At 61.0% G+C, this 25122-nt stretch carries 23 protein-coding genes; 9 read left to right on the top strand and 14 right to left on the bottom strand.

The annotated features are described in order from the left end of the window. Positions 1-13: 13 nt before the first annotated feature. From PSH81_RS00460 to PSH81_RS00440, 5 genes are all read right to left on the bottom strand, one after another. Positions 14-1243 (bottom strand): nucleoside recognition domain-containing protein, encoded by a 1230-nt coding sequence (locus PSH81_RS00460; protein ID WP_226454809.1) that lies wholly within the window; start codon positions 1241-1243, stop codon positions 14-16. A 97-nt stretch (positions 1244-1340) separates the two neighbouring features. Next, entirely contained in the window at positions 1341-2672 is a 1332-nt protein-coding gene (gltP, locus tag PSH81_RS00455) for a glutamate/aspartate:proton symporter GltP (RefSeq protein ID WP_226454808.1), read from the bottom strand. A gap of 574 nt (positions 2673-3246) precedes the next feature. Continuing rightward, on the bottom strand, positions 3247-3714 hold the full coding sequence (locus tag PSH81_RS00450; protein WP_192298213.1) for an inhibitor of vertebrate lysozyme family protein: 468 nt from the start codon (positions 3712-3714) through the stop codon (positions 3247-3249). 2 nt (positions 3715-3716) lie between these two features. Continuing rightward, positions 3717-3881, bottom strand: a complete 165-nt coding sequence (locus tag PSH81_RS00445; RefSeq protein ID WP_003170804.1) for a DUF1328 domain-containing protein — start codon at positions 3879-3881, stop codon at positions 3717-3719. Between the two features lie 71 nt (positions 3882-3952). Further along, positions 3953-4237, bottom strand: a complete 285-nt coding sequence (locus tag PSH81_RS00440; RefSeq protein WP_226454807.1) for a hypothetical protein — start codon at positions 4235-4237, stop codon at positions 3953-3955. 377 nt (positions 4238-4614) lie between these two features. Here PSH81_RS00440 and algB point away from each other — a divergent pair, with 377 nt between their 5' ends. Further along, on the top strand, positions 4615-5961 hold the full coding sequence (gene algB, locus PSH81_RS00435) for a sigma-54-dependent response regulator transcription factor AlgB (protein ID WP_192298211.1): 1347 nt from the start codon (positions 4615-4617) through the stop codon (positions 5959-5961). A gap of 10 nt (positions 5962-5971) precedes the next feature. After that, on the top strand, positions 5972-7759 hold the full coding sequence (locus PSH81_RS00430; protein WP_305391812.1) for an ATP-binding protein: 1788 nt from the start codon (positions 5972-5974) through the stop codon (positions 7757-7759). 79 nt (positions 7760-7838) lie between these two features. Here PSH81_RS00430 and PSH81_RS00425 read toward each other — a convergent pair whose 3' ends face one another. From PSH81_RS00425 to PSH81_RS00400, 6 genes are all read right to left on the bottom strand, one after another. Next, positions 7839-8615 carry an N-acetylmuramoyl-L-alanine amidase gene (locus PSH81_RS00425; RefSeq protein ID WP_305391811.1) on the bottom strand — a complete coding sequence of 259 codons (777 nt, stop codon included), beginning with the start codon at positions 8613-8615 and terminating at the stop codon, positions 7839-7841. Between the two features lie 88 nt (positions 8616-8703). Next, positions 8704-10752 (bottom strand): GGDEF domain-containing protein, encoded by a 2049-nt coding sequence (locus PSH81_RS00420; RefSeq protein ID WP_305391810.1) that lies wholly within the window; start codon positions 10750-10752, stop codon positions 8704-8706. Next, the gene (locus PSH81_RS00415) at positions 10749-11627 is read right to left on the bottom strand and encodes an endonuclease/exonuclease/phosphatase family protein (RefSeq protein ID WP_192298207.1); all 879 of its coding nucleotides are present in this window, start codon (positions 11625-11627) and stop codon (positions 10749-10751) included. Before PSH81_RS00415 ends, PSH81_RS00420 begins: the two co-directional genes overlap by 4 nt. Before the next feature lie 10 nt (positions 11628-11637). After that, positions 11638-12273, bottom strand: a complete 636-nt coding sequence (gene dsbA, locus PSH81_RS00410; protein WP_226454803.1) for a thiol:disulfide interchange protein DsbA — start codon at positions 12271-12273, stop codon at positions 11638-11640. A 168-nt stretch (positions 12274-12441) separates the two neighbouring features. Beyond that, entirely contained in the window at positions 12442-13047 is a 606-nt protein-coding gene (locus PSH81_RS00405; protein ID WP_226454802.1) for a cytochrome c4, read from the bottom strand. A 34-nt stretch (positions 13048-13081) separates the two neighbouring features. Next, positions 13082-13384: a cytochrome c5 family protein gene (locus tag PSH81_RS00400; RefSeq protein ID WP_192298204.1), complete on the bottom strand. Its 303-nt coding sequence runs from the start codon at positions 13382-13384 to the stop codon at positions 13082-13084. Between the two features lie 192 nt (positions 13385-13576). Between PSH81_RS00400 and yihA the strand changes: the two genes are divergently transcribed. Beyond that, a complete protein-coding gene (gene yihA / locus PSH81_RS00395; RefSeq protein WP_192298203.1) occupies positions 13577-14218 on the top strand; it encodes a ribosome biogenesis GTP-binding protein YihA/YsxC in 642 nt (213 codons plus the stop codon). A 270-nt stretch (positions 14219-14488) separates the two neighbouring features. Here yihA and polA read toward each other — a convergent pair whose 3' ends face one another. After that, positions 14489-17275: a DNA polymerase I gene (gene polA, locus PSH81_RS00390; protein ID WP_226454800.1), complete on the bottom strand. Its 2787-nt coding sequence runs from the start codon at positions 17273-17275 to the stop codon at positions 14489-14491. A gap of 74 nt (positions 17276-17349) precedes the next feature. Between polA and PSH81_RS00385 the strand changes: the two genes are divergently transcribed. Then, a complete protein-coding gene (locus tag PSH81_RS00385; protein WP_017734691.1) occupies positions 17350-17640 on the top strand; it encodes a DUF2782 domain-containing protein in 291 nt (96 codons plus the stop codon). A gap of 56 nt (positions 17641-17696) precedes the next feature. Further along, positions 17697-18650, top strand: coding sequence for a homoserine kinase (locus tag PSH81_RS00380; protein WP_305391809.1), 954 nt, complete (start codon positions 17697-17699; stop codon positions 18648-18650). A gap of 228 nt (positions 18651-18878) precedes the next feature. Here the strand turns inward: PSH81_RS00380 and PSH81_RS00375 are convergent, their stop codons facing one another. After that, entirely contained in the window at positions 18879-19808 is a 930-nt protein-coding gene (locus PSH81_RS00375; RefSeq protein ID WP_226454798.1) for a zinc ABC transporter substrate-binding protein, read from the bottom strand. 58 nt (positions 19809-19866) lie between these two features. On the opposite strand from PSH81_RS00375, the gene PSH81_RS00370 reads away from it, so the two are divergent. Genes PSH81_RS00370 through PSH81_RS00355 form a run of 4 tightly spaced genes read left to right on the top strand, consistent with a single transcriptional unit; the run spans position 19867 to position 22672 of the window. Then, complete coding sequence (locus PSH81_RS00370) at positions 19867-20349, top strand: Fur family transcriptional regulator (protein WP_192298199.1); 483 nt, start codon at positions 19867-19869, stop codon at positions 20347-20349. Next, complete coding sequence (gene znuC, locus PSH81_RS00365) at positions 20349-21134, top strand: zinc ABC transporter ATP-binding protein ZnuC (protein ID WP_305391808.1); 786 nt, start codon at positions 20349-20351, stop codon at positions 21132-21134. Before PSH81_RS00370 ends, znuC begins: the two co-directional genes overlap by 1 nt. Continuing rightward, a complete protein-coding gene (gene znuB, locus PSH81_RS00360) occupies positions 21127-21915 on the top strand; it encodes a zinc ABC transporter permease subunit ZnuB (protein WP_192298197.1) in 789 nt (262 codons plus the stop codon). Before znuC ends, znuB begins: the two co-directional genes overlap by 8 nt. A gap of 37 nt (positions 21916-21952) precedes the next feature. Further along, the gene (locus PSH81_RS00355; RefSeq protein ID WP_226454797.1) at positions 21953-22672 is read left to right on the top strand and encodes a PA5502 family lipoprotein; all 720 of its coding nucleotides are present in this window, start codon (positions 21953-21955) and stop codon (positions 22670-22672) included. Between the two features lie 101 nt (positions 22673-22773). On the opposite strand, the gene katE is transcribed toward PSH81_RS00355, so the two are convergent. After that, complete coding sequence (gene katE, locus PSH81_RS00350; RefSeq protein WP_226454796.1) at positions 22774-24903, bottom strand: catalase HPII; 2130 nt, start codon at positions 24901-24903, stop codon at positions 22774-22776. Positions 24904-25122: the final 219 nt, after the last annotated feature.

Genomic DNA, 25122 nt, shown 5'->3' with positions numbered 1-25122 from the left:
AACGATCTCAGCCTCAGCCAAAGAACCAGTAGCACACCGCGATAGCCGCGACGACACCCGCCAACTCAGCCAGCAACGCACAGCCCACGGCATGCCGCGCCCGCTGAATCCCCACCGAGCCAAAGTACACCGCCAACACGTAGAAGGTGGTCTCGGTACTGCCCTGGATCGTCGCCGCGACCAGCGCCGGAAAACTGTCCACGCCCTGGGTCTGCATGGTCTCGATCAGCATCGCCCGTGCAGCACTGCCGGAGAACGGCTTGACCATCGCGGTCGGCAAGGCATCCACGAAGCGCGTGTCCATGCCGGTCCAGGCCACCAGGTGGCGAATCCCTTCCAGGCCGAACTCCAGCGCCCCCGAGGCGCGCAACACACCGACCGCACACAACATCGCCACCAGGTACGGCAGCAGGTTCTTGGCCACGTCGAAGCCTTCTTTGGCGCCTTCGACAAACGCTTCGTACACCTTGACCTTACGCAGCGCACCGATGATCAGGAACAGCATGATCAAGCCAAACAAGGTGAGGTTGCCAAGGATCGACGACAGGCTGGCCAGCGCAGTAGCGGACAGGGTCGCCAGCAACGCCATGAAGCCACCCAGCACCAACGCGCCGGGAATCAGGTAGGCCAGCACCACAGGGTCCCACAGGCGCAGGCGCTGCATGATCGCCACCGACAGCAGGCCGACCAGGGTCGAGGCGCTGGTGGCCAGCAGGATCGGCAGGAACACCAGCGTCGGATCAGCGGCGCCTTGCTGGGCGCGGTACATGAAGATGGTCACCGGCAACAGCGTCAGCGAGGACGCATTGAGCACCAGGAACAGGATCTGCGCGTTGCTTGCAGTGCTGGGGATGGGGTTGAGCTCTTGCAGCGCCTTCATGGCCTTGAGGCCGATGGGCGTGGCGGCGTTGTCCAGGCCCAGGCCGTTGGCGGCGAAGTTGAGGGTGATCAAGCCGATGGCGGGGTGGCCGGCGGGCACTTCCGGCATCAAGCGACGGAACAGCGGGCCAAGGGCCTTGGCCAGCCAATCGACGATCCCGGCTTTTTCCGCGATACGCAGGAAGCCCAGCCACAAGGTCAGGGTGCCGAACAGCAGCACCATGACTTCCACCGACAGTTTGGCCATGGCGAAAATGCTTTCGACCATTGCCGAAAATATCCCGGCGTTGCCGCCCACCAGCCACTGCACCAGCGCTGACACCATTGCCACGACAAAGAAGCCAAGCCACAGGCCATTGAGCATCAGTTAAATCCCCCGAATGATGGGCCGAATGATAACGGGGCTGGCAGAAACGACAAACCCCGGATTTCCCGGGGTTTGTCTCACAGCGCTCGCGCTATCAGCTGCGAGTCGCCTGGGCAGCCGGAGCCGCGTCCTTGCTGCGCCAGTGCGGCAGGGAATTCCAGTAGCGCTCGCCTTTGGCGTCGTCGTACATGCCTTCCCAACGCGCGATGACCAACACGGCCAGGGCGTTGCCGATCACGTTCAGGGCGGTACGCGCCATGTCCATGATGCGGTCGACACCGGCGATGAACGCCAGGCCTTCCAGCGGAATACCCACGCTGCCCAAGGTCGCCAGCAGCACCACGAAGGACACGCCCGGCACACCGGCGATGCCTTTGGAGGTGACCATCAGGGTCAGTACCAGCATCAGTTGCTGGCCGACCGACAGGTCGATGCCATACAGCTGGGCGATAAAGATCGCCGCGATGCTCTGGTACAGGGTCGAACCGTCGAGGTTGAACGAGTAGCCGGTCGGCACCACGAAGCTGCAGATCGCTTTTGGCGCGCCGTAGGCTTCCATCTTCTCGATCACACGCGGCAGTACCGTCTCGGAGCTGGCGGTGGAGTAGGCCAGCACCAGCTCATCCTTGAAGATGCGCATCAGCTTGATCACCGAGAAGCCGAACAGGCGGGCGATCAGGCCGAGGATTACAAAGGCGAAGAACAGGATGGCGACGTAAACCAGGATCACCAGCTTGGCCAGCGGCAGCAGCGAGGCGAAGCCGAAGTTGGCGACAGTCACCGCGATCAGTGCGAATACGCCGATAGGCGCGTACTTCATGATCATGTGGGTGACTTTGAACATGCTCTCGGACACGCCCTGGAACATGGTCACCAGCGGCTCGCGCAGTTCAGGCTTGAGGCTCGACAGGCCCAGGCCGAACAGCACCGAGAAGAAGATGATCGGCAGCATTTCGCCACGGGCGACGGCGGCGAAGATGTTCGACGGAATCAGGTTGAGGATGGTCTGGATGAACGCATGCTCGTGCTGCACTTCGGCAGCCGTGGCCTGGTATTTGGAAATATCGACCGTACCCAGGGTACTCATGTCGATGCCGGCACCCGGATGGAACACGTTGGCCAGCAGCAGCCCGACCACGATGGCGATGGTCGTGACAATTTCGAAGTAAAGGATGGTTTTGACGCCGATACGCCCGAGCTTCTTCGCGTCACCGACACCGGCAATGCCGACGATCAGCGAGGAAATCACAATCGGGATCACGATCATCTTGATCAGGCGAATAAAGATATCGCCCGCTGGCTGCAACACATTGCTGATCCACCAGGCCTTTTCAGCACTGAAATGGTTGAGCACTGCACCGATCGCGATCCCCAATACCAAACCGATGAGGATCTGCCAGGCGAGGCTTAGCTTTGCCTTCTTCATGTCATTACCCTTACTTCAAGTGAACTCAAGGCAAATGCGCCAGCCGCAACGCTCGAAAGCGAAAAAGTGTGAGCATCTGCCTCCATGAAAGGTCACCGCAGCGTGGCCGAAATGGCTTACTGGCAGGCGAAAAAAGGCGCAACTATTCCGATGCAAGGGAGCGGCGTCTAATGCCGTAAACGCCTACCCTATGCCGAATCGGCATGGCTTTTTTTCATAATAACTGTCCGAACGGTCAGTTCAAATGCGACAAATTGCCCGTTGAATATGCCGTGAACCTGCCAAACCCGGCTCGCTCAGAGATTCAGGACAACTTGGAAGGGATGGCAGAAATACCTGGGATTACGCGGGTGCCATGTCAGAAATGGCCTATGGCACCAAGCAAATTTTATCGATAGATGGTCACGCCGACACACCAAGTAATGGTTGGAGTCGGGCGAAAAGGAAATTTGCGACTACGAGCGGCATGAGAGGCAGGGGATGAACGTCACAAGCCCGTCGCAAGTTCAGCAAGCCGTGAGCTTGTGAACCTGCGTCGACGCTTTGCAACCTGACTCGGCTCGCCAGACAGGGTCTAGTACCAATTCGGATCTTTCTTCAACTGCTCCATCAACAGCTTCTGCATGCCTTCGTCCGGCTTACCGATAAAACGGTAGTCGGCGTGCCGCGTTGGCGACTTGTCCGCCGGCAAACCGGCCGGGACTTCCACCAACAGGGCGTAGGCATCTTCCTTGTCGAGGCTGAAGGCAACGATCAGACGCTTCTTCAGACAAGTGTCGGCCGTTTCGCAGAGCGGCCCGACCAGGTATTTGTCCCCGTCTTCCTGCACGGCATTCATTTGCTCGGCCGTGCCCGACAGGTTCAGTACCCACTCCGGCAGACGCTCTTCTTTCTTCACCACGCCTTGCCAGGTTTCGCGGTATTGCGGGTCCGCCGCGAGCAATTCGTTGGCGCGGGATTGGCCGTCATTGGCGGCCATCACCAAGCCGCTACCGCCCAAGAGCAGGGCGGCAGCCAGGGTTTTAAAGGACAAAGTGGTCATTTTCAGCCTCGGCCGCGACGACCAAAGAAGAACGAAGCGATGAACATCACCAGGAAGACAACAAACAGGATCTTGGCGATCCCCGTGGCGGTGCCCGCGATACCACCGAAGCCCAGGACTGCAGCCACAATGGCGATGATCAGAAACGTGATTGCCCAACTCAACATGGTGATTCTCCTTACGCTTTTATAGAGGTCGTGCGGTACGGACGCTCAAGGTGAGCGAGCGTATGTATTGCCTAAAACACCCAACGCTCTTGGGTAGGCAGCTCGCCAGGGGTCGAATCCTGGTCAGCCACTCTCAATTGGGGTGCGGTTACACCGGCGGAAACGCTGCTGATGGAACTGAAATGGGTCTGCGTCATGAGCGGACGCTCGAAGTGCGGGGCTTGTTGCTGACTCTGCTGCCAATGCTGCATCTGCTGGCCGCCAATCAGCGTGACCATCAGGGCCAGGCTGGCAAACAGACCTTGCTGCAAGCGCAGTGGCGATACATGCAATTGGCTGAGGCTTTGGCGAGTCATGCTGATGTTCTCCCGCATTCTGATTATTCGTTGGGAGAGGTATTGCAGGGCGCATGCCAGTTTTTTTACAAAATAAAACTCAATAAAATCAATGACTTAGATATAAGCCAAGGCTGGTTGGCACAGCATCCTGCACGATGCTCCCAAGGGAGCCGTGCGAATTGCACGATCACCAGCGGTCGGATCAATGGATAGAAAGCTGTCGGTGAGTTGCCGAAGTGGCAAGACGGCATGAAAACGCCATCAGGCAGGGCTTTGTAGGAAGCAGCGCAGATACCTGCACGGCACCTCCTTTTATCGATCAGAATAAACCATGCAACTTGCCCGATTATTCCGGGACTAATCACCATCATTCATAGTTAAGGAGCGCGGGACAGATGGAATCAGCCAAGGAACTTCAAGGCCGCATTCTTTTAGTGGATGACGAATCCGCGATCCTCCGCACCTTCCGTTATTGCCTGGAAGATGAAGGCTACACCGTCGCCACTGCCAACAGCGCCGCCCAGGCCGATACCCTGATGCAACGCCAGGTGTTCGATCTGTGCTTCCTCGACCTGCGCCTGGGTGAAGACAACGGCCTCGATGTGCTGGCCCAAATGCGCATCCAGGCGCCATGGATGCGCGTGGTGATCGTCACCGCGCATTCCGCCGTGGATACTGCCGTGGATGCGATCCAGGCAGGCGCGGCGGACTATCTGGTCAAACCGTGCAGCCCGGACCAGTTGCGCCTGGCCACAGCCAAACAACTGGAAGTGCGCCAATTGTCCGCGCGCCTGGAAGCGCTGGAAGGCGCAGTGCGCCAGCCCAAAGACGGCCTCGATTCCCATAGCCCGGCCATGATGGTCGTGCTGGAAACCGCGCGCCAAGTCGCCGGGACCGACGCCAATATCCTGATCCTCGGCGAGTCCGGCACGGGTAAAGGTGAATTGGCCCGGGCCATCCACGGCTGGAGCAAACGCGCGAAGAAATCCTGCGTGACCATCAACTGCCCGTCGCTGACGGCGGAGCTGATGGAAAGCGAATTGTTCGGCCACAGCCGCGGCGCATTCACCGGCGCGAGTGAAAGCACATTGGGGCGGGTCAACCAGGCCGACGGTGGCACGCTGTTTCTCGACGAGATCGGCGATTTTCCGCTCACGTTGCAACCAAAATTACTGCGATTCATCCAGGACAAGGAATACGAGCGCGTCGGCGATCCGGTCACCCGCCGCGCCGATGTGCGCATCCTCGCCGCCACCAACCTGAACCTGGAAGACATGGTGCGCGACGGCCGCTTCCGTGAGGACCTGCTGTACCGCCTCAACGTCATCACCTTGCACCTGCCGCCATTGCGCGAACGCAGCGAAGACATCCTGACCCTGGCCGACCGCTTCCTGGCGCGCTTCGTCAAGGAATACGCGCGTCCGGCGCGCGGCTTCAGCGACGAAGCACGCGAAGCACTGCTCAACTATCGCTGGCCGGGCAATATCCGTGAGCTGCGCAACGTTGTGGAGCGTGCGAGCATCATCTGCCCGCAGGAGAAGGTCGAGATCAGCCACCTCGGCATGGCCGAGCAACCAACCAACAATGCCCCGCGCATCGGCGCGGCACTGAGCCTGGACGAGCTGGAGAAGGCCCACATCGGCGCTGTGCTGGCCACCAGCGACACCCTGGACCAAGCGGCCCGCACCCTCGGCATCGACGCGTCGACCCTGTACCGCAAACGCAAACAGTACAACCTGTGAGCTGCACCTTATGAAGTTAGCGATGAAGCTGCGTACTCGCTTGTTCCTGAGTATCTCAGCGCTGATCACCGTCGCCCTGCTGGGCTTGATCCTCGGCCTGGTCAGCGTCATGCAAATGGCCAAGACCCAGGAGTCGCTGATCCGCAGCAACTTCATCACCCTGGACCTGGGCCTCAAGCTGCGCCAGAGCCTTGGCGACCAACTGATCATGATGCTGGAGCAGCGTCCCGACCCCTTGGCCCTGCAAGCGTCGAAGCAGCACTACTTCGAGCTGCTGGACCAGGGCGTCGCCCACGAACAGCGCAACGGACAAGGCACGGGCTTCGTCCAGGCCCGGAGCGATTACCAGAATCTGCTGGACGCGTTTGACCAGTTCCAGCAAGCCTCGCCACCGCCGGGCAGCAAGGAAAAACTCACCGAAACCTTCAATGTGCTGCGTAACGGCCTGATCGTCGAACACAAGCAGGCCCTTGAAAACATCAGCACCAGCGAACACAAATCCCGCGAGCGCGCCTTGCTCATCGCCGGCCTGCTGGGGCTGGTGGGGCTGGCGGTGCTGATCATCGGTTTTGTCACCGCCCACGGTATCGCCCGGCGATTTGGCGGACCGATTGAAGCGCTGGCCAAGGCGGCGGACAAGATCGGCCAGGGTGATTTCGAGGTGACACTGCCGATTTCCTCAGCAGCCGAGATGAACCAGCTGACACGGCGTTTCGGCATCATGGCCGAGGCGTTGCGCCAGCACCAGGCAACCAATGTCGACGAACTGCTCGCCGGCCAGCAGCGTCTGCAGGCGGTACTCGACAGCATTGACGACGGCCTGCTGATGATCGACCGCCAAGGCCGTCTGGAGCACCTCAACCCGGTGGCACAGCGCCAACTGGGTTGGGATGAGGAACGCCTCGGCCAAGGCCTGGGTGAAGCCTTGATGCGCCCCGAGCTGGATGAACAACTGCAATTGGTGCTGCGCGGTGGCAACCTGGAGCGCGCACCGGATGACCTGGAAGTGGAAGTCGAGGGTGAACTGCGCCTGCTGACCTATAGCCTCACGCCGGTGAGTCATACCCAGGGGCATATCCTTGGCGCGGTCATGGTGCTGCATGACGTCACTGAGCAGCGCGCCTTCGAACGCGTGCGCAGCGAGTTTGTGTTGCGTGCCTCCCATGAGCTGCGCACTCCGGTGACCGGCATGCACATGGCTTTCGGGCTATTTCGCGAACGCGCGAAATTTCCGGCGGAGTCCCGCGAAGCGGACCTGCTGGATACGGTCAACGAAGAAATGCAGCGCCTGATGCAGTTGATCAACGACTTGCTCAACTTCTCGCGCTACCAGAACGGCCTGCAAAAACTCACCCTGGGGCCGTGCGACGTGACCGATCTGCTGGAACACGCCCGTGGACGGTTCACCGAACCGGCCAATGCTCAAAAAATCGAACTGCTGGTAGAAGCCCAACCCGACCTGCCACGCCTGTACGCCGACCAGCCGCAACTGGAGCGCGTACTCGACAACCTACTGGCCAACGCCTTGCGCCATACCGCCGAAGGTGGGCAGATTCGCCTACAGGCGCGACGCCATGGGGAGCGAGTGATTATCAGCGTCGAGGATAACGGCGAGGGGATCGCCTATGGCCAGCAAGGGCGCATTTTCGAGCCGTTCGTGCAGGTCGGCCGCAAGAAAGGCGGTGCCGGCCTGGGGCTGGCGCTGTGCAAGGAGATCGTGCAACTGCACGGTGGCCGCATGGGTGTGTATTCGCGGCCGGGGCAGGGGACGCAGTTCTATATGGCACTGCCGCTGTAGCCGGTGGCGAGGGGGTTGGCCACAGCAAGCTCCCTCGCCACAAGAAGCTGCATTGCCGCAGCAACCCGCTCGCCACGGATTAGCGGCGGTTCAGCGCCCGCAGGATCGCGGCACTCTCGGCATCGGGAGTGCCATCAAACAACGCCGGACGGAAGTGCATCTGGAACGCTGCGATCACATGGCGCGTGGCCACGTCCAGCTCGCCGGTCTGCGGTGTCTGGTAGCCCAGACGTGCCAGCTCCTGCTGGAACCAGATGATGCTTGGCAGCTCAGCGGCATATTGCACCTGGAGCCGCGCTACCGCCTGGGCGTCCGGCCATACCCCCAGGCCCTGCTCGGCCAGGCGCTTCCACGGGAACAGCGGGCCCGGGTCCAGTTTGCGCAGCGGGGCAATGTCGCTGTGACCGATGATGTTCTTCGGGTCGATGCCGTTGCGCTTGCTGATGTCCTTGAGCAACACCACCAGCGACTGCACCTGCGCTTCGGAATACGGATACCACACGCGCCCCGTCGGCGTGTCGCGATAGCCTGGGTTGACGATTTCGATGCCGATGGAGCTGGAGTTGAGCCAGGTGCGCCCCATCCACTCGCTTTCCCCGGCGTGCCAGGCGCGCTGGCTCTCATCCACCAGCTTGTAGATCCTGCCTGAGGCGTCATCGCCGATCAGATAATGGCTGCTGACCTGGCCGTGGGTCAGCAGCGCCAGGGAGCGCTCAAGGTCGGTGGAGGTGTAGTGGACGATCACGAACTGCACGCGGTTGTCGTGGTTCGAAGAGGGATGGCTGGTGTCCAGGCGCGGGCCACTGGCGCAGCCGGCGATCAGGAGAAACACAAAGGCGATGGATAAGGATTTCATGGCAGAAGGCAGTACGCTGAAGACGATAATGCAACAGTGTAACGTACCGACTGCAACCAGACGGTCAAATCACAAAATGGAACATCTTTTACGCCGCCTGCACTTGGTTGCGCCCCGCCGCCTTGGCCCGGTACAACGCTGCATCGGCGCGCTTGAGCGCCAGGTCACTGCGCTCACCTGGCAGGAACTGCGCCACGCCCATGGATACCGTGATCGTCACCGGCTCGCCTTTGAAGTGGAACGGGCACGCCTCGATGGCCGCGCGCAACACCTCGCCAGCCGCCAGCGCATCCGTCAGCGATGAGCTGGGCATCAGCAACACAAACTCTTCACCGCCAAACCGCGCGATAAAATCGCTCGAGCGCAGACGCTTGCGCAGCACATTGGCGATGATTTTCAGCACTTTGTCGCCGGCCAAATGGCCGTAACCGTCGTTGATCCGCTTGAAGTGATCCAGGTCGAGCATGGCCAGCGACAGGCTGTTGCCCTGCTGGTGCCAGGCATTGACCTCATGGTCGAGGCGTTCACTCCAGGCCGCACGGTTGGGCAGCCCGGTGAGCGGATCGATCAGGGCTTTCTGGCGTTGCACCTCCAGGTGCTCGCGATAGCCCTGGGCTTCCTGCTCCATGCTCGCAACACGCTCGGCGAGGCCTTTCAAACGCGCCGCGACCTCCTGCTCACGCTGGTCGCGCTGCTGCTGGTGCTGGTCCATGGTGCCGAGCAAGCCTTCAAGATGGCTTTCCAGCACGTGCTTGAGACTGTCGAGGTCGGCCGCGTCCTGGACGCTGCTTTGCAGGCCATCGACTTGTTCGCGGATCTGCGTATCCAGCTCGCGGGCAGCGTCGCGGCTGTCTGCATGACCATCGCTGGCCACTTGCAGATGCCCCTGGAACGCTTCGAGGCGTTCGTTGAGCTGCTTGAGATAAGCCTCGAACTCGTGCTGGCCGCTGTCGGTGATCGCCAGCATCAACACCGCCAGGTCATCGAGGATTGGCAGCAGTTCGTACCAGTTCAAGCCATGGGCAAGGCGTTCACGCATGGCTTCGGCCTGGGGCCGATGGCGTTCGGGCAGCGACAGGTCCTCGAGCAGGCCGAGCAGGGTGTCTTCGATATGTTTGGCCACGGAGCTGTAGGACGGCTCGGGCGAATCGGGCAGGGCGTAAATACCGTCCGATTGCAGCTCGTCGGGGTCGGCACGCTCGAGCACCGGCGGCAGCGACAGGCTGCCGATGACGGTGAGCGCCGGGGTATCGACGGGCACCGATGGCGCTTGGACAAAGGTGGCGAGTGCGCTCTGCGGGGCAGCCTCTTCGGGCGCAGGCGTCTTGGGCTCTGGCACCGCGGCAGCGGGTAGCGGTGCTGCGGCTGCAACCGCTGGGCTGGCGACTGCCTGCACAGGGGCGGGCGGCAATGGCGCGGGCTCGGGCTCGGGTGCAGCCGGCGCAAGTGGCGCAAAAGCCCGCAGCGCCTCGGCCAACTCATCAGACTGCGCGGGCTGCTCGGGCACGGTCACGGGCACGGGCTTGGCGGCGGCAGGCTGCGGCTGCGGCTGCGGCTGCGGCGCGGCAACCGGCACAGGCTCACTCACCTGCGCCTCACTGGCAACCTCCTTGCCACCAAACAAACGTTGCAACAGTCCTGGCCCCGGGCGTGGGGTTTCGCCATCCGGCTCCAGGTTTTCCAGCGCCTGCCCTTGCAGGCTGCTCAACTCGCTGAGCAGCAACGGGATCTCGCGGGCCTGGCTCACACGGCCGTCCAATTGCTTGGCGAAGGTCTTCAGCGGGCGCGCGACCTCACGGGGCAGTGGCAGTTTCTGCAACTGCGCGACCAGGGAGGCCAACGCGGTACTCATCTGGTCGACACGGGTTTCGCGGCGCTGCTCGGAATCCAGCACGGCCTTTTCCAGGCGCGGCAACAGGGCAGCGAGGGCGGCGTCCATGTCGTCGGTGCGCACCACGTCGCGCATTTCCTTCATGCATTGGTCGACCGCACGGTCGGTCCCTTCAGCCGCCAGCGTGCTGCGCACCAGCCCTCGACGCAACAAGTCGAGGCGAGCGGCCCAACGGCGCTCGAGCTTTTCTTGTTGTTCGATGCTTAGCAGGTATTTTTCTTTCCAGCGCTGGGCGTCGTCGCTCATGCAAGGGGTCCGCGGGGGCCAGGGCTCAACGCGGGCAATGCATCAGCCGTGAGCGAACCCGGCAGACGAATCTCTACCGCGACCGGCAGGTGATCGGAGATGGGCTGCGCCAGTACCTGCACGCTTTCGAGCGTGAGGGTCGGGCTGAGCAGGATATGGTCCAGACAACGTTGCGGGCGCCAGCTGGGAAACGTGGCTTCGACTTGCGGCGCCAGTAGCCCGAGGTCCCGCAGCGGGGAATTGTTCAGCAAGTCGCTGGCGTGGGTGTTCATGTCCCCCATCAGCACTTGGTGTTTGTAATTGCCGATCAGCTCGCGGATGTAGGCCAGTTGCATCGTGCGGGTGCGTGCGCCCAGCGCCAGATGCATCATCACCACTACCAGGGCTTCAGGGCCTTCGCCGAAGCGCACGAGGATCGCGCCACGGCCCTTGGGGCCAGGCAGCGGGTGATCTTCGATCGCCCACGGCCTCAAGCGGCTGAGCACGCCATTGCTGTGCTGCGCCAGGCGCCCGAGGTTGCGATTGAGTTGTTGATACCAGTACGGGAACGCCCCGAGCTGGGCCAGGTGTTCAACCTGGTTGATGTAGCCGGAGCGCAGGCTGCCGCCGTCAGCTTCCTGCAAGGCGACCAAGTCGAAGTCGCTCAGCAGGTTGCCGATTTTCTGCAGGTTGCCGGCGCGCCCATTATGGGGCAGCAGGTGCTGCCAGCCACGGGTGAGGTAGTGCCGGTACTTCTCGGTACTGATACCTACCTGGATATTGAAGCTGAGCAGACGCAGCCGGCTGTCTGCCGGCAGGCCCGTGGATTCCAGGTGATGCTCGTTGACCTGCGGATCATGCAGGCCAACAACGCGTTCAGTACCCCAGCGGCGCATGGCGAGCCCCTTACTTGGCTGCGCGCTCTTTGGCGATCAGCTGGTCGGCGACATTGAGGACAGCTTCAGGACCACCGGCAGTACCCAGGTCAAAGCGGTATTTGCCGTTGACGATCAGGGTCGGTACACCTTGCACGCCATACTTCTGCGCCAGTTCTTTGGCCTGTTTGATCTGGCCCTGGATGGCGAAGGAGTTGAAGGTAGCCAGGAACTTGTCCTTGTCGACACCTTGGGTGGCGACGAAATCAGCCATTTCGTCAGACTTGGTCAGGCGCTTGCCTTGTTTCTGGATGGCATCGAATACCGCGTTGTGGACCTTGTGCTCCACGCCCATGGCTTCCAGGGTCAGGAACAATTGGCCGTGGGCATCCCATGGGCCGCCGAACATGGCCGGAATGCGTTTGAAATTTACGTCTGAAGGCAGTTTTTCGGCCCATGGATTGATGGTCGGCTCAAAAGCGTAGCAATGCGGGCAGCCGTACCAGAACAGCTCCACCACTTCGATCTTGCCAGGTACCGAAACCGGTACGGGGTTGGTCAATTCAACATAGGTTTTACCGGCTTCAAGCGGCACATCGGCAGCTTGCGCGGTCATGCCGAAGAGGCTGGCAGTGATGAGAGCGGCGCTGAGGATCAGATTACGCATGCTTTACTCCTGGACAAATAAAGTCGCCTCACGCGACCTTTGTTGTGACAGGTCTACGCGGACATGAGTTCGTTAGTGTAACGGCACCGGCCACAAAAAAGGGCGGCCTGGGCCACCCTTTTTATGCTTGCATCGACGGATTAATCGAGCGTTAACGTAGCGCCTGGATCAGTGCAGGCCCTGGATGTACTGCGACACCGCTTCGATGTCCTTGTTGCTCAACTTGCCGGCGATACTTTGCATGATTTTGGTGTCGCCATCGTTGACGCGATTACCTTCACGGAAGTCCGTCAGCTGTTTGGCAACGTACTGTGCATGCTGCCCACTCAAGTGCGGGAAGCCTGCAGCGGCGAGGCCTGCGCCGTTGGGCGAGTGGCAACCGATGCACGAAGGCATGCCTTTTTCCAGGTTGCCGCCGCGGAACAGTTCTTCGCCACGGGCGACCTGCTTCGGATCGGCCGCTCCCACGCTGCCTTTCTGGCTGGCAAAATATGCCGCAATGTCTGCCAGGTCCTGATCGCTGAGGTTGGTCAGCAAGCCGGTCATTTCCAGCACCGTGCGCTTGCCATCCTTGATGTCGTGCATCTGCTTGGTCAGGTAGCGTTCACCCTGGCCGGCCAGTTTAGGGAAGTTCGGCGCCGGGCTGTTGCCATCCGGTCCGTGGCAAGCACCACACACGGCGGCTTTCGCCTGGCCCGCTGTAGCGTCGCCTGCAGCATGGGCAACACCAGTGATGCCCAGGGTCAACAGCAGACTCACGATCAGTTTGTTCATCAGCTAATCCAACTACGGCTAAGGGGTTTAAGAGTTATCTACCGGGTTTACTCACCATCAAATGAATGACGGCCTGGTAATCCTCAGTACTGCAGTCCATGCACAAACCACGCGGCGGCATTGCCTTGAAACCCTGGGTCACGTGCTGCACCAGCGTGTCCATGCCCTGCGCCAGTCTTGGCGCCCAGGCTGCCTGATCACCCCGTTTGGGGGCGTTGGGCAGTTGGCCGGCATGGCAAGCCACGCAAACTCGGTTGTACACCGCCTCCGGATCCTGTGTAGCCTGAGCGCCGTAAAGCGGAACCAGGACACCAAAAGCGAGCAACCATCTGGTCATACGTCGACCATTTCAGGGCTTGAGAGCGTTTTGCGTTCTAATGCGCAATAAAGGTCTATCGCTCCCGTGAACCTCATCCTTCGCTGGGACAAAGCACACACAAAATCTGCGGCATTATATACTGGCGCTACTGAAACGGAAACGACACCGCTTGCCGCACCCTTTCTCGGCATCGCCCACATCGGAAACCTCATGCAACTCAAGAATCCCATCCTCGGTCTGTGCCAACAGTCCACGTTCATGCTCAGCGCCGCCAAAGTTGACCAATGCCCCGATGACGAAGGCTTTGAAGTTGCCTTTGCCGGCCGTTCCAACGCCGGTAAATCCAGCGCGCTGAACACCCTGACCCACGCCAGCCTGGCACGTACGTCGAAAACCCCGGGGCGCACGCAACTTCTCAATTTCTTCAAGCTAGACGATGATCGGCGTCTGGTCGACCTGCCGGGCTACGGTTACGCGAAAGTACCTATCCCGTTGAAGCTGCACTGGCAGCGTCACCTGGAGGCTTACCTGGGTGGCCGCGAGAGCTTGAAGGGTCTGATCCTGATGATGGACATCCGTCATCCAATGACCGACTTCGACCTGTTGATGCTCGACTGGGCCGTGGCCAGCGGCATGCCGATGCATATCCTGCTGACCAAGGCCGACAAGCTGACCTATGGCGCAGCCAAGAACACCCTGCTCAAAGTGCAGGCGGAAATCCGCAAGGGTTGGGGTGACGCGATCACTATCCAGCTGTTCTCGGCGCCTAAACGCATGGGCCTGGAAGAGGCCTACACCGTGCTGGCCGGCTGGATGGAATTGGCCGACAAAGGCGCTGAAATCGCCGAGTAACTTTCCTGCGGGCAAAAAAAACCCCGGACTTCGTATGGGGAGGGGAAGTTCGGGGTTCAAGTTCCGGACCGCTAGGGCGGGGTCCAGATATCTGCCAACACTTAACACAACATAGGAGCATTGAAGGGCTTCACCACCCATTCAGTAACTCTGAGTGGCACTTCACGGGTTAAGTTCCGGCCGGTGCGAAAAACTATTGGAAATAACTAACGGCAATATCTGATCTAAAGCACTCTGCCACCACGGCTTGTGGTGGCAAGGCCGTGCAAATCAGTGCGCTTCGTCCCAGTTATTGCCCACACCCACCTCCACCAGCAGCGGCACATCCAACTGCGCCGCAGCACTCATGTGCTGGCGAATTTTCTCGCTGACTTCGGCGACCAGATCCTCACGCACCTCCAGTACCAATTCATCGTGCACCTGCAGGATTACCTTGGCATCCAGGCCCGAGTCGGCCAGCCAGTTGTCTACCAGCACCATGGCTTTCTTGATGATGTCAGCGGCCGTGCCCTGCATCGGCGCGTTGATCGCCGTGCGTTCCGCCGCGGCACGCTCCTGGGGTTTGTTGGAGTTGATGTCCGGCAAATACAAGCGGCGGCCGAAGAAGGTCTCGACATAGCCTTGGTCGGCAGCCTGGGCGCGGGTGCGCTCCATGTACTCGCGAACCCCGGGGTAGCGGGCGAAGTACACGTCGATGTAAGCCTTGGCGGTCTTGGTATCCACACCAATGTCCTTGCCGAGCTTCTGCGCCCCCATCCCATAGATCAGGCCGAAGTTGATCGCCTTGGCGCTGCGGCGCTGGTCGGACGTGACCTCACCCAGCTCAACCTTGAACACTTCGGCCGCAGTGGCCGTGTGCACGTCCAGGTTATCGCGGAAGGCATTCATCAAGCCTTCGTCCTTGGACAGGTGCGCCATGATCCGCAGTTCGATCTGCGAGTAGTCCGCCGCCAGCAGCTTGTAGCCTTTTGGCGCGACAAACGCCTGACGAATCCGACGCCCTTCAGCAGTACGCACCGGGATGTTCTGCAGGTTCGGATCGCTGGACGACAACCGCCCGGTCGCCGCCACCGCCTGGTGGTAGGACGTGTGGATACGCCCGGTACGCGGGTTGATCTGCTCTGGCAGGCGATCGGTGTAAGTGCTTTTCAGCTTGCTCATGCTGCGGTACTGCATCAGCACCTTGGGCAGCGGGTAGTCATCTTCGGCCAGCTTGGCCAGCACTTCCTCGGCGGTAGACGCCTGACCCTTGCTGGTCTTTTTCAGCACAGGCAAACCGAGCTTTTCGTACAGAATGGCCCCGAGCTGCTTGGGTGAACCAAGGTTGAACTCCTCGCCAGCGATCTCGAACGCCTGGCGCTCCAGCTCAACCATCTTGTTACCCAGCTCAATGCTTTGGACGCCAAGCAAATCCGCATCCACCAGCGCGCCCTGGCGCTCGATACGCGCCAGTACCGGCACCAGCGGCATCTCGATGTCGGTCAGCACGCTGGCGAGGCTCGGGATGGCAGTGAGTTGGGCGTGCAGCGCCTGGTGCAGGCGCAAGGTCACGTCAGCATCTTCAGCCGCGTAGGGGCCTGCCTGCTCAAGTGCGATCTGGTCGAACGTCAGCTGCTTGGCCCCCTTGCCGGCGATGTCCTGGAAGCTGACGGTGTCGTAGTCCAGGTACTTCTTGGCCAGGCTGTCCATGTCGTGCCGGGTCGCAGTGGAGTTCAGCACGTAGGATTCGAGCATGGTGTCGAAGGCGATGCCACGCACGGTGATGCCGTGGGCCGGGTCACCGCCAATGGCGCAGTTGGCCAGGATATTCATGTCGAACTTAGCGTGCTGGCCGACCTTGAGCTTGGTCGGATCTTCCAATAGCGGCTTGAGAGCCAGCAACACGGTGTCGCGATCCAGTTGCTCAGGCACACCGATGTAGGAGTGAGTCAGCGGGATGTAGGCTGCTTCATGGGACTGAACAGCGAAGGAAACCCCCACCAGTTGCGCCTGCTGGGCGTCGATACCGGTGGTTTCGGTGTCAAAAGCGAACAACTTCGCGTCATTGAGTTTTTTCAGCCAGAGATCGAACGTGGCCTGGTCGCGGATGGTGGTGTAGGACGCTTGCAGCGGCGCAGCGGGAACCTCCTCGACCACTTCATCTCCGGCAACAGGTGCGGCCTTGAGCTCGACACGCTTGGCATCACGCTGAATATCGTCGTACCAGCTCTTGAACTCCAACAGCGCGTACAGCTCCAGCAGCTTGTCGCGGTCCGGCTCGTTCAGGTGCAGGTCATCCAGGCCCACGTCCAGCGGCACATCGCACTTGATCGTCGCCAACTGGTGGGAAAGAAACGCCATCTCCCGATGCTCTTCGAGCTTGGCCGGCAGGGTCTTGGCACCCCGGATCGGCAGGCTCGGCACGATGTCCAGCTGCTCATAAAGCTCTTTGATCCCGCCATTCACGCCCACCAGCAAGCCGGAAGCGGTCTTCGGACCTATACCCGGAACGCCCGGGATGTTGTCGGACGAGTCGCCCATCAACGCCAGATAATCGATGATCTGCTCCGGAGCGACGCCAAATTTCTCCTTTACGCCGTCGATGTCCATCGAACTACCGGTCATGGTGTTGACCAAGGTAATGTGCCCGTCGACCAGTTGAGCCATGTCTTTGTCGCCGGTAGAAATCACCACCGGCCGGTCGGCAGCCGCACTGCTGCGAGCCAGGGTGCCGATCACGTCATCGGCCTCGACGCCTTCGACACACAGCAACGGGAAGCCCAGGGCGATCACACTCTGGTGCAGCGGCTCGATCTGCACACGCATGTCATCGGGCATGCTCGGGCGGTTGGCCTTGTATTCGGCGTACATGTCGTCGCGAAAGGTCCCACCCTTGGCGTCGAACACCACTGCGAATGGGCTGCCCGGGTACTGCTTGCGCAGGCTTTTGAGCATGTTCAACACGCCCTTGACCGCACCGGTCGGCAGGCCTTTGGAGGTGGTCAGCGGTGGCAACGCGTGGAAGGCGCGGTACAGATATGAAGAACCGTCCACCAGGACGAGGGGGGCTTGGCTCATGAGCAGGATCAACCTTTTCGGCGGGTCAGGCGCTAGAATAGCCGGACCAATGACGACAAAGGGACAAGGTTATCATGCGTACAGCGAATCGCTTGTTGTTGACCGGCTTGATTGCACTCCTGCCGCTGGCCGCCACGGCAGCCGACAGCGCCCCCGGTGGTGACCCTGAGGTCACGATCCGCACCGAAGGCGACAAGACCATCCAGGAATACCGCCAAAATGGCTTCCTGTACGCGATCAAGGTAACGCCCAAGGGCGCGCCTCCGTATTTCCTGGTGCGCGCGGACGGAACCGATGCGAACTTCATCCGCTCTGACCAGCCGGATATGCTGATCCCGTCATGGAAGATTTTCGAATGGAAATGATTTCTTAACTTAAATTGGCGCCGCGCACCGCGGCGCCCGTACTGGCAGTTTTAACCATGTCTGTGTTCACCCCCCTGGCTCGGCCCGAGCTGGAAACCTTTCTCGCCCCTTACGGGCTCGGCCGCCTGCTAGATTTCCAGGGAATTGCCGCCGGTAGCGAAAACACCAACTTCTTTATCAGCCTGGAACAGGGCGAGTTCGTCCTGACCCTGGTTGAACGTGGCCCCGTCGCCGAAATGCCGTTCTTCATCGAACTGCTCGACGTACTCCACGACGCCGATCTGCCCGTACCTTACGCCCTGCGCACCACCGACGGCGTGGCCCTGCGCGAGCTGAAAGGCAAACCGGCGCTGCTGCAACCGCGCCTGGCCGGCAAGCACATCAAGGACGCCAACGCGCAACATTGCGCCCAGGTCGGCGACTTGCTCGGCCATCTGCACCTGGCCACCCAGGGCGACAAAGTACTGGAGCGTAAAACCGATCGCGGCCTGGATTGGATGCTCAGTGAAGGTGCGCAACTTATTTCACACCTGGAAGCAGCACCGCAGCGCCTGCTGCAAGACGCACTGGACGAGATCGAAGCCCACAAGGCGCAGATCCTCGCCCTGCCGCGCGCGAACATTCATGCGGACCTGTTTCGCGATAACGCTATGTTCGAAGGCACGCATCTGACAGGCCTGATCGACTTCTACAACGCCTGCTCCGGCCCGATGCTGTACGACGTGGCGATCGCCTTGAACGACTGGTGTTCGGACGAGGAGGGCGTGATAGATGGGCAACGCGCCCGTGCATTGCTGGGTGCCTACGCGGGGCTGCGGCCATTCACGGCGAAGGAAGCCGAATTGTGGCCGACGATGTTGCGAGTGGCATGCGTGCGGTTCTGGCTGTCACGCCTGATCGCGGCTGAGTCGTTTGCGGGTCAGGATGTGTTGATTCATGACCCGGCGGAGTTCGAACACCGCCTGGCGCAACGCCAGCAGGTCACGATACAACTGCCGTTCGCCCTCTAAGGGCTCAACTCGGTCAAGAAAATGTGGGAGCGGGCTTGCTCGCGAAGGCGGTGTGTCAGTCAGTACATCTGGCACTGAAACACCGCCTTCGCGGGCAAGCCCGCTCCCACAGTTGATTGGTGTTGATGGATAGTGAGTGTTCGGCTGGAGATCGCCCAGGCACTGCCATCCCCTGGTGGAGATATTGCCCTCCACCATAGATCTCCCACATGGGCCTTGTGTTGACTGTCAGAGCGACTCCAGGCAACCCGCCAGATCATTCCCCAACTTCTCCAGCACCTGCTCATATCCCTGAGCCGTAGCCGGCGTGTACCCACCCAACGCATCCAACTCCGCCAACTTCACCGGCAGGCCAGTCACCAGCGTTTCCGCCAACCGCGGACGCAACGGCGGCTCACTGAACACGCAGGTCTTGCCCACTTCCTGCAGACGCGTACGCATCGCCGCTACGTGCTGGGCGCCGGGTTGTACTTCGGCGGCAACGCTGAACACGCCGGTGTGCTTGAGCCCGTAGGCATCTTCGAAGTAATCGAAGGCTTCATGGAAAACGAAGTAAGGCTTGTCGCCAATCGACGCCAGCCGCGCTTTCAAACGTGCATCCAACGCATCCAGACGCTCATTGAAGGCCTTGACGTTGCTCTGGTAACGCGCCGCATTCGCCGGGTCGGCAGCGGCCAGGTCCGACGCCATTCGTGCAGCAATCACACGCGCATTCACGGTGGACAGCCACAAGTGCGCATCCAGGCTGCCTGGACGGTGATCATGGTCGTGCTCGTCGGCTTCATCGGCGTGGGAGTGGCTATCTTCGGCGAAACGACGCAATTTCATGCCTGGAAGATCCTGCACCGCAACCGTCGGCGCTGTACGACCTTTGAGCACGCGAGGCAGGAAGCTCTCCATATCCGGTCCGATCCAATACAGCAGGTCCACCGACTGCACGCGCCGTACGTCGGATGGACGCAGCGCGTAGTTATGCGGCGACGCCCCCGGCGGCAACAACACCTCCGGAACCGCCACGCCGTCCTGCACAGCGGCGGCGATCAACTGCAGCGGCTTGATGCTGGTCAGCACTTTGACCTCGGCCTGGGCGGCACCCGAGATAAACAAACTGGTGATGAATACGACAAAAACAGGAAAAAGTCGGGACACGATGACCACTCAATGGCGTAGGAACGGGTAACATAATAACGTCTCTATCAAATATCTGTCGCCGCTCATGCCTATAACACCGCTTGCCAGCCGTCCCCACGACCACTCTCACTGCGTACACACCGCGCTGTCGGAAGCCGACACCCTGTGTGCGCAGAAGGGTTTGCGCCTGACCGCCCTGCGTCGCCGCGTGCTGGAACTGGTGTGGCAGAGCCACAAGCCGCTGGGCGCCTATGACATTCTTGGCGTGCTCAGCGAGCAGGACGGCCGCCGCGCCGCGCCGCCAACCGTGTACCGCGCGCTGGATTTCCTGCTGGAAAACGGCCTGGTGCACCGCATCGCTTCGCTCAACGCGTTTGTCGGCTGCAACCACCCGGAACACGCGCACCAGGGCCAGTTCCTGATCTGCCGCGAATGCCACGCCGCCATCGAGCTTGAGCAAAAAAGCATCAGCGACGCCATCATCAAAAGCTCTGCCGACGTAGGCTTCAAAGTCGAAGGGCAAACGGTCGAAGTCGTCGGCCTGTGCTCGGGCTGCCAGGGGGCTTGATGAGCAATGCGTTAATCCGCCTGGAGCAGGTCGGTGTCACGTTCGCCGGGCAAAACGTGCTGGACAACATCGCACTGAGCGTCGAACCGGGGCAGATCGTCACTCTGATCGGCCCCAACGGCGCCGGCAAGACCACCCTGGTACGCGCCGTGCTCGGCCTGCTCAAGCCCGACACGGGCAGCGTGTGGCGCAAGCCCAAGCTGCGTGTCGGCTATATGCCGCAAAAACTGCACGTCGACCCGACGCTGCCACTGTCTGTGCTGCGCTTCCTGCGCCTGGTCCCCGGTGTCGACCGCACTCGCGCCCAGGCCGCGCTCAAGGAAGTCGGCGCCGAGCAGGTGATCGACAGCCCGGTACAAAGCATCTCCGGCGGCGAAATGCAGCGCGTGCTGCTGGCCCGCGCCCTGTTGCGCGAACCGGAACTGCTGGTGCTGGATGAACCGGTACAAGGTGTGGACGTCGCCGGCCAGGCCGAGCTGTACAGCCTGATCACCCGGCTGCGCGACCGCCATGGCTGCGGCGTGCTGATGGTTTCCCACGACCTGCACCTGGTGATGAGCACCACCGATCAGGTGGTATGCCTCAATCGCCACGTGTGCTGCTCCGGCCACCCGGAACAAGTCAGTGGCGACCCGGCGTTCGTCGAGCTGTTCGGCAAGAACGCGCAAAGCCTGGCGATCTACCATCACCATCACGACCACGCCCACGATTTACATGGCGAAGTCGTCGACGACCCCGCGACACCTCACACCCACGTTCATGGAGATAGCTGCAAGCATGGCTGATTTTCTGCTTTACGCCCTGCTGGCAGGCTTGGCTTTGGCGTTGGTGGCGGGCCCGCTGGGCTCGTTCGTCGTCTGGCGGCGCATGGCCTATTTTGGCGACACGTTGTCCCACGCCGCGCTCCTGGGCGTGGCCATGGGCTTCCTGCTGGATGTCAGCCCGACCATCGCTGTCACCGTCGGCTGCCTGCTGCTGGCGGTGCTGCTGGTGACCCTGCAACAGCGCCAGCCGCTGGCGTCCGACACCCTGCTCGGCATCCTCGCGCCCAGCACCTTGTCCCTGGGGCTGGTGGTGCTGAGTTTCATGCACGAAGTGCGCATCGACCTGATGGCTTACCTGTTCGGCGACCTGCTGGCCATCAGCACCACCGACCTGGGCTGGATCCTCGGCGGCAGCGCGGCCGTGTTGGTGTTGCTGCTGGCCCTGTGGCGGCCGCTGCTGGCGATCACCGTGCATGAAGAGTTGGCCACGGTGGAAGGTTTGCCCGTGCCGGCCCTGCGCATGACCCTGATGTTGTTGATCGCGGTGGTGATTGCTGTCGCGATGAAGATTGTCGGCGTATTGTTGATCACATCGCTGTTGATCATTCCCGCCGCCGCCGCCCAGCGCCATGCCCGTTCACCGGAGCAGATGGCGATTGGCGCCAGCCTGCTGGGGATGCTCGCGGTATGCGGGGGCCTGGCGTTGTCCTGGTTCAAGGACACGCCGGCCGGGCCGTCGATTGTGGTCACGGCCGCCGCGCTGTTTCTGCTGAGTTTTGTCCTGCCCCGTCGAGGGGTGTAGACTTGCTCGCTTTTTGCGCAAATAGAGAGTCGCAGGAATGAAGCCGTTCACCTCCCGTTATCTGCTCCTTGCCGCATTTTCCTTGCTGCTGGGCGCCTGTCAAAGCACACCGCCCGCCGCCCCCGAGGCCCCGGACGCTCGCGCTGCGGCCATCGCGCAGCTGGAGCAAAACCTCGCCAGCAGTGAGCTGGCCACCGCCGAAGACCAGCTTGCGGCGCTGCAAGCGCAGTCGCCCAACGACCCGGCGCTGGAGTCCTACCAGCGCCAATTGGCCGAAGCCTACCTGCAGCGCAGCCAGATCGTGCTGCAAAAAGGTGACGTCAACGCCGCCGCCACTGCCCTCAGCCGCGCCCGCGCACTGATGCCCAAGGCCCCGGCGCTGACCGGCGGCGTGAACAGCGCCATCAGCCACGCCCGCAAGGCCGAGCTGGATAAAGCCGAAGCCGCGCTGAAAGCCGCCGAAGCCAAGCCCCAGGCCAAGGTCATCGACCCGGCGGCCGAGAGCACCACCGTGGCGCTGAACCTCACGGACATCCAGGCGTTGCGTCATCAGCTCGATGCCATCGCCACCGACGTGGTGAATTATCAGTGCGACGTGAGCCTCCAGGTGCCGCGCACCCAGGATTACCCTTGGCTGGCCACGCTGCTGACCAAGCGGGTCAAACGCATGGATTCGGCGTATGACCTGAAGATCCACCGGCAGATCCTGAAGAAGATCCCGGCGCAGGTTGTGTTGATTCCGCGCAAGACGGAATAAAGCAATCGCGGGCAAGCCCGCCCCCACACTTGAGTGTATCCACAACTCAAAATGTGGGAGTGGGCTTGCCCGCGATAGCTATCCAACCAACAACAGATGACTTAAGCCGGAATCGCCTTAGCCTTCGGCTCCCGATCCCACACCCGATGCTGCGCAATTGCGGCGACAAAGGCCTTCAACGCCTTGGCATCGCCACCCACGATCAATCCCGCATCCACCTCCAGCTTCAACAACTCCAGCAACTGCTTGGCCTCACCCACCACTGCAATCGCCTTCAAGTGCTTATAAGCCTCCAACAGGTAATGCAGCGCCACGCCGTCTTCGCTCAGGGCTTTCACCGATTTGGCGCCGCCCGGCACAAACACCGCGTCAAAGGCCACCGACGGCAAGCCCTCCATGGATGCGTCCACCGCAAGGCTCTTGCCATCCGCCGTGGTCACCGGCGCCGAGGTCGGCCCGAGCAACTTGGCATGGGCACCTTCCTCCTTCAGCACCTTTTTCAGCGCCGCAATTGCCGCGCCGTCCACACCGTCCGCGGCCAGGATCGCCACCTTGCGCGTTTTGATGTCACCCGACAGCAGGTTCGCCTGGCTCAAGGCCGGCGAGCGTGACAACGAAGTCTTGCGCTCCGGCACCGTACCTGTTTTCGGCACCGGCAAGCCAAGGTTCTGCGCCACACGCTTGGCCAGTTCCAGGTCGATATTGGCGAGGATCTCATTCACCTGGCGCACACGAATGAATTCACGCTCCACCTTGCCCAGCTCAAAGCTGTAGGCCGAAATGATGTGTTCCTGCTCATGCTTGCTCATGCTGCGGAAAAACAGGCGCGCCTGAGAAAAATGATCGCCAAACGACTCGCTGCGCTCACGCACCTTATGGGCATCGATGCGCTCGTGATAAGACTCGAAACCACCGTTCTGCGCCGCAGGCGGGGTTTCCTTGGGCCAGCCGCCATCAATGGAGTTGGGCTCGTACGCCGCACGCCCCTTATCGATGGTGGTCCGGTGCATGGCATCACGCTGGCCGTTATGCAGCGGCGTTACCGGGCGATTGATGGGTAACTCATGAAAATTCGGGCCACCCAGACGGCTGATCTGAGTATCGGTGTAGGAAAACAGGCGCCCCTGCAGCAGCGGATCATTGGAGAAGTCGATCCCCGGCACGATATGGCCTGGGCAGAAGGCAACCTGCTCGACCTCGGCAAAGAAGTTGTCCGGGTTACGGTTCAGCACCATTTTGCCCAACGGAGTAATCGGCACCAATTCTTCGGGGATCAGCTTGGTCGGATCGAGAATGTCGAAATCGAACGCATGCTCCTTATCCTCGGGAATCACCTGCACGCCCAGCTCCCACTCGGGATAATCGCCCATCTCAATGGCTTCCCAGAGATCGCGACGGTGGTAGTCGGTATCTTTACCGGCGAGCTTTTGCGCTTCGTCCCAGACCAACGAGCAGGTGCCGGCCGTAGGCCGCCAGTGGAACTTAACGAAGTTGGACTGCCCCTGCGCGTTGATAAAGCGAAAGGTATGTACACCAAAGCCCTGCATGGCCCGCAGGCTTTTTGGGATCGCCCGGTCGGACATTGCCCAAATCACCATGTGCGCCGACTCCGGCTGCAGCGACACAAAGTCCCAGAACGTATCGTGAGCCGAACCACCTGTAGGAATCTCGTTATGGGGCTCGGGCTTCACGGCGTGGACAAAGTCGGGAAACTTGATCGCATCCTGGATGAAAAACACCGGCATGTTATTGCCCACCAAGTCGAAGTTGCCTTCCTCGGTGAAGAACTTGACGGCAAAGCCGCGCACATCGCGAACCGTGTCGCCGGAGCCGCGCGGGCCCTGCACCGTGGAAAAGCGCAGGAATACCGGGGTTTTATGGCCAGGGTCGCGTAGGAAACCGGCCTTGGTCAGTGCCGAATGGTTTTCATAGGTCTGGAAATAGCCATGGGCGCCGGTACCACGCGCATGCACGATGCGTTCAGGGATGCGCTCATGGTCAAAATGCGTGATCTTTTCCCGCATGATGAAGTCTTCGAGCAACGAAGGCCCGCGCGCGCCGACCTTCAGGCTGTTCTGGTTGTCCGAAATCTTCACGCCCTGGTTGGTACGCAGCGCTTGGCCGGTGGCGTCGGAGCGGAACGTTTCCAAAGCCTCTAGTTTGGCGTTGGTGTTCTTGCGGTCCAGGGTGTCGGTTCCGGCGAGTTCGCTCTGGGGCTTTTTCGTACTCATCAGTCAAAACTCCTTATTCAGACCCAGGCACGGCACCCGGGAAGTCGCGTTACCTAAGTAGTGACTGATGAGGTTTTGGGCCGTTCCTTTTTTATGACCTTTGATCGCGTTATTGCCAAATCACTGGTTGATTGCGAAATAAATGCTAAGAAACGCTGGACGGACAGGCTAAAATGCGCGCCCGGCTAACCGCTGATCCCTATTTCATGCGCCCCACAA

The sequence above is a fragment of the Pseudomonas sp. FP2335 genome, assembly GCF_030687535.1.
Lineage (GTDB): Bacteria > Pseudomonadota > Gammaproteobacteria > Pseudomonadales > Pseudomonadaceae > Aquipseudomonas.
This window is presented reverse-complemented; position numbering and strand designations above follow the sequence as displayed.

Excerpts from the sequence above, each read along its gene's own strand:
- PSH81_RS00420 (WP_305391810.1), bottom strand. The coding sequence starts at position 10,752 with ATGAGCGACGACGCCCAGCGCTGGAAAGAAAAATACCTGCTAAGCATC.
- gltP (WP_226454808.1), bottom strand. The coding sequence starts at position 2,672 with ATGAAGAAGGCAAAGCTAAGCCTCGCCTGGCAGATCCTCATCGGTTTG.
- PSH81_RS00450 (WP_192298213.1), bottom strand. The coding sequence starts at position 3,714 with ATGACCACTTTGTCCTTTAAAACCCTGGCTGCCGCCCTGCTCTTGGGC.
- PSH81_RS00400 (WP_192298204.1), bottom strand. The coding sequence starts at position 13,384 with ATGACCAGATGGTTGCTCGCTTTTGGTGTCCTGGTTCCGCTTTACGGC.
- znuB (WP_192298197.1), top strand. The coding sequence starts at position 21,127 with ATGGCTGATTTTCTGCTTTACGCCCTGCTGGCAGGCTTGGCTTTGGCG.
- PSH81_RS00415 (WP_192298207.1), bottom strand. The coding sequence starts at position 11,627 with ATGCGCCGCTGGGGTACTGAACGCGTTGTTGGCCTGCATGATCCGCAG.
- PSH81_RS00425 (WP_305391811.1), bottom strand. The coding sequence starts at position 8,615 with ATGAAATCCTTATCCATCGCCTTTGTGTTTCTCCTGATCGCCGGCTGC.
- yihA (WP_192298203.1), top strand. The coding sequence starts at position 13,577 with ATGCAACTCAAGAATCCCATCCTCGGTCTGTGCCAACAGTCCACGTTC.
- PSH81_RS00385 (WP_017734691.1), top strand. The coding sequence starts at position 17,350 with ATGCGTACAGCGAATCGCTTGTTGTTGACCGGCTTGATTGCACTCCTG.
- algB (WP_192298211.1), top strand. The coding sequence starts at position 4,615 with ATGGAATCAGCCAAGGAACTTCAAGGCCGCATTCTTTTAGTGGATGAC.
- PSH81_RS00380 (WP_305391809.1), top strand. The coding sequence starts at position 17,697 with ATGTCTGTGTTCACCCCCCTGGCTCGGCCCGAGCTGGAAACCTTTCTC.
- PSH81_RS00370 (WP_192298199.1), top strand. The coding sequence starts at position 19,867 with ATGCCTATAACACCGCTTGCCAGCCGTCCCCACGACCACTCTCACTGC.
- dsbA (WP_226454803.1), bottom strand. The coding sequence starts at position 12,273 with ATGCGTAATCTGATCCTCAGCGCCGCTCTCATCACTGCCAGCCTCTTC.
- PSH81_RS00430 (WP_305391812.1), top strand. The coding sequence starts at position 5,972 with ATGAAGTTAGCGATGAAGCTGCGTACTCGCTTGTTCCTGAGTATCTCA.
- PSH81_RS00460 (WP_226454809.1), bottom strand. The coding sequence starts at position 1,243 with ATGCTCAATGGCCTGTGGCTTGGCTTCTTTGTCGTGGCAATGGTGTCA.
- PSH81_RS00440 (WP_226454807.1), bottom strand. The coding sequence starts at position 4,237 with ATGACTCGCCAAAGCCTCAGCCAATTGCATGTATCGCCACTGCGCTTG.
- PSH81_RS00445 (WP_003170804.1), bottom strand. The coding sequence starts at position 3,881 with ATGTTGAGTTGGGCAATCACGTTTCTGATCATCGCCATTGTGGCTGCA.
- znuC (WP_305391808.1), top strand. The coding sequence starts at position 20,349 with ATGAGCAATGCGTTAATCCGCCTGGAGCAGGTCGGTGTCACGTTCGCC.
- PSH81_RS00355 (WP_226454797.1), top strand. The coding sequence starts at position 21,953 with ATGAAGCCGTTCACCTCCCGTTATCTGCTCCTTGCCGCATTTTCCTTG.
- polA (WP_226454800.1), bottom strand. The coding sequence starts at position 17,275 with ATGAGCCAAGCCCCCCTCGTCCTGGTGGACGGTTCTTCATATCTGTAC.
- PSH81_RS00405 (WP_226454802.1), bottom strand. The coding sequence starts at position 13,047 with ATGAACAAACTGATCGTGAGTCTGCTGTTGACCCTGGGCATCACTGGT.
- katE (WP_226454796.1), bottom strand. The coding sequence starts at position 24,903 with ATGAGTACGAAAAAGCCCCAGAGCGAACTCGCCGGAACCGACACCCTG.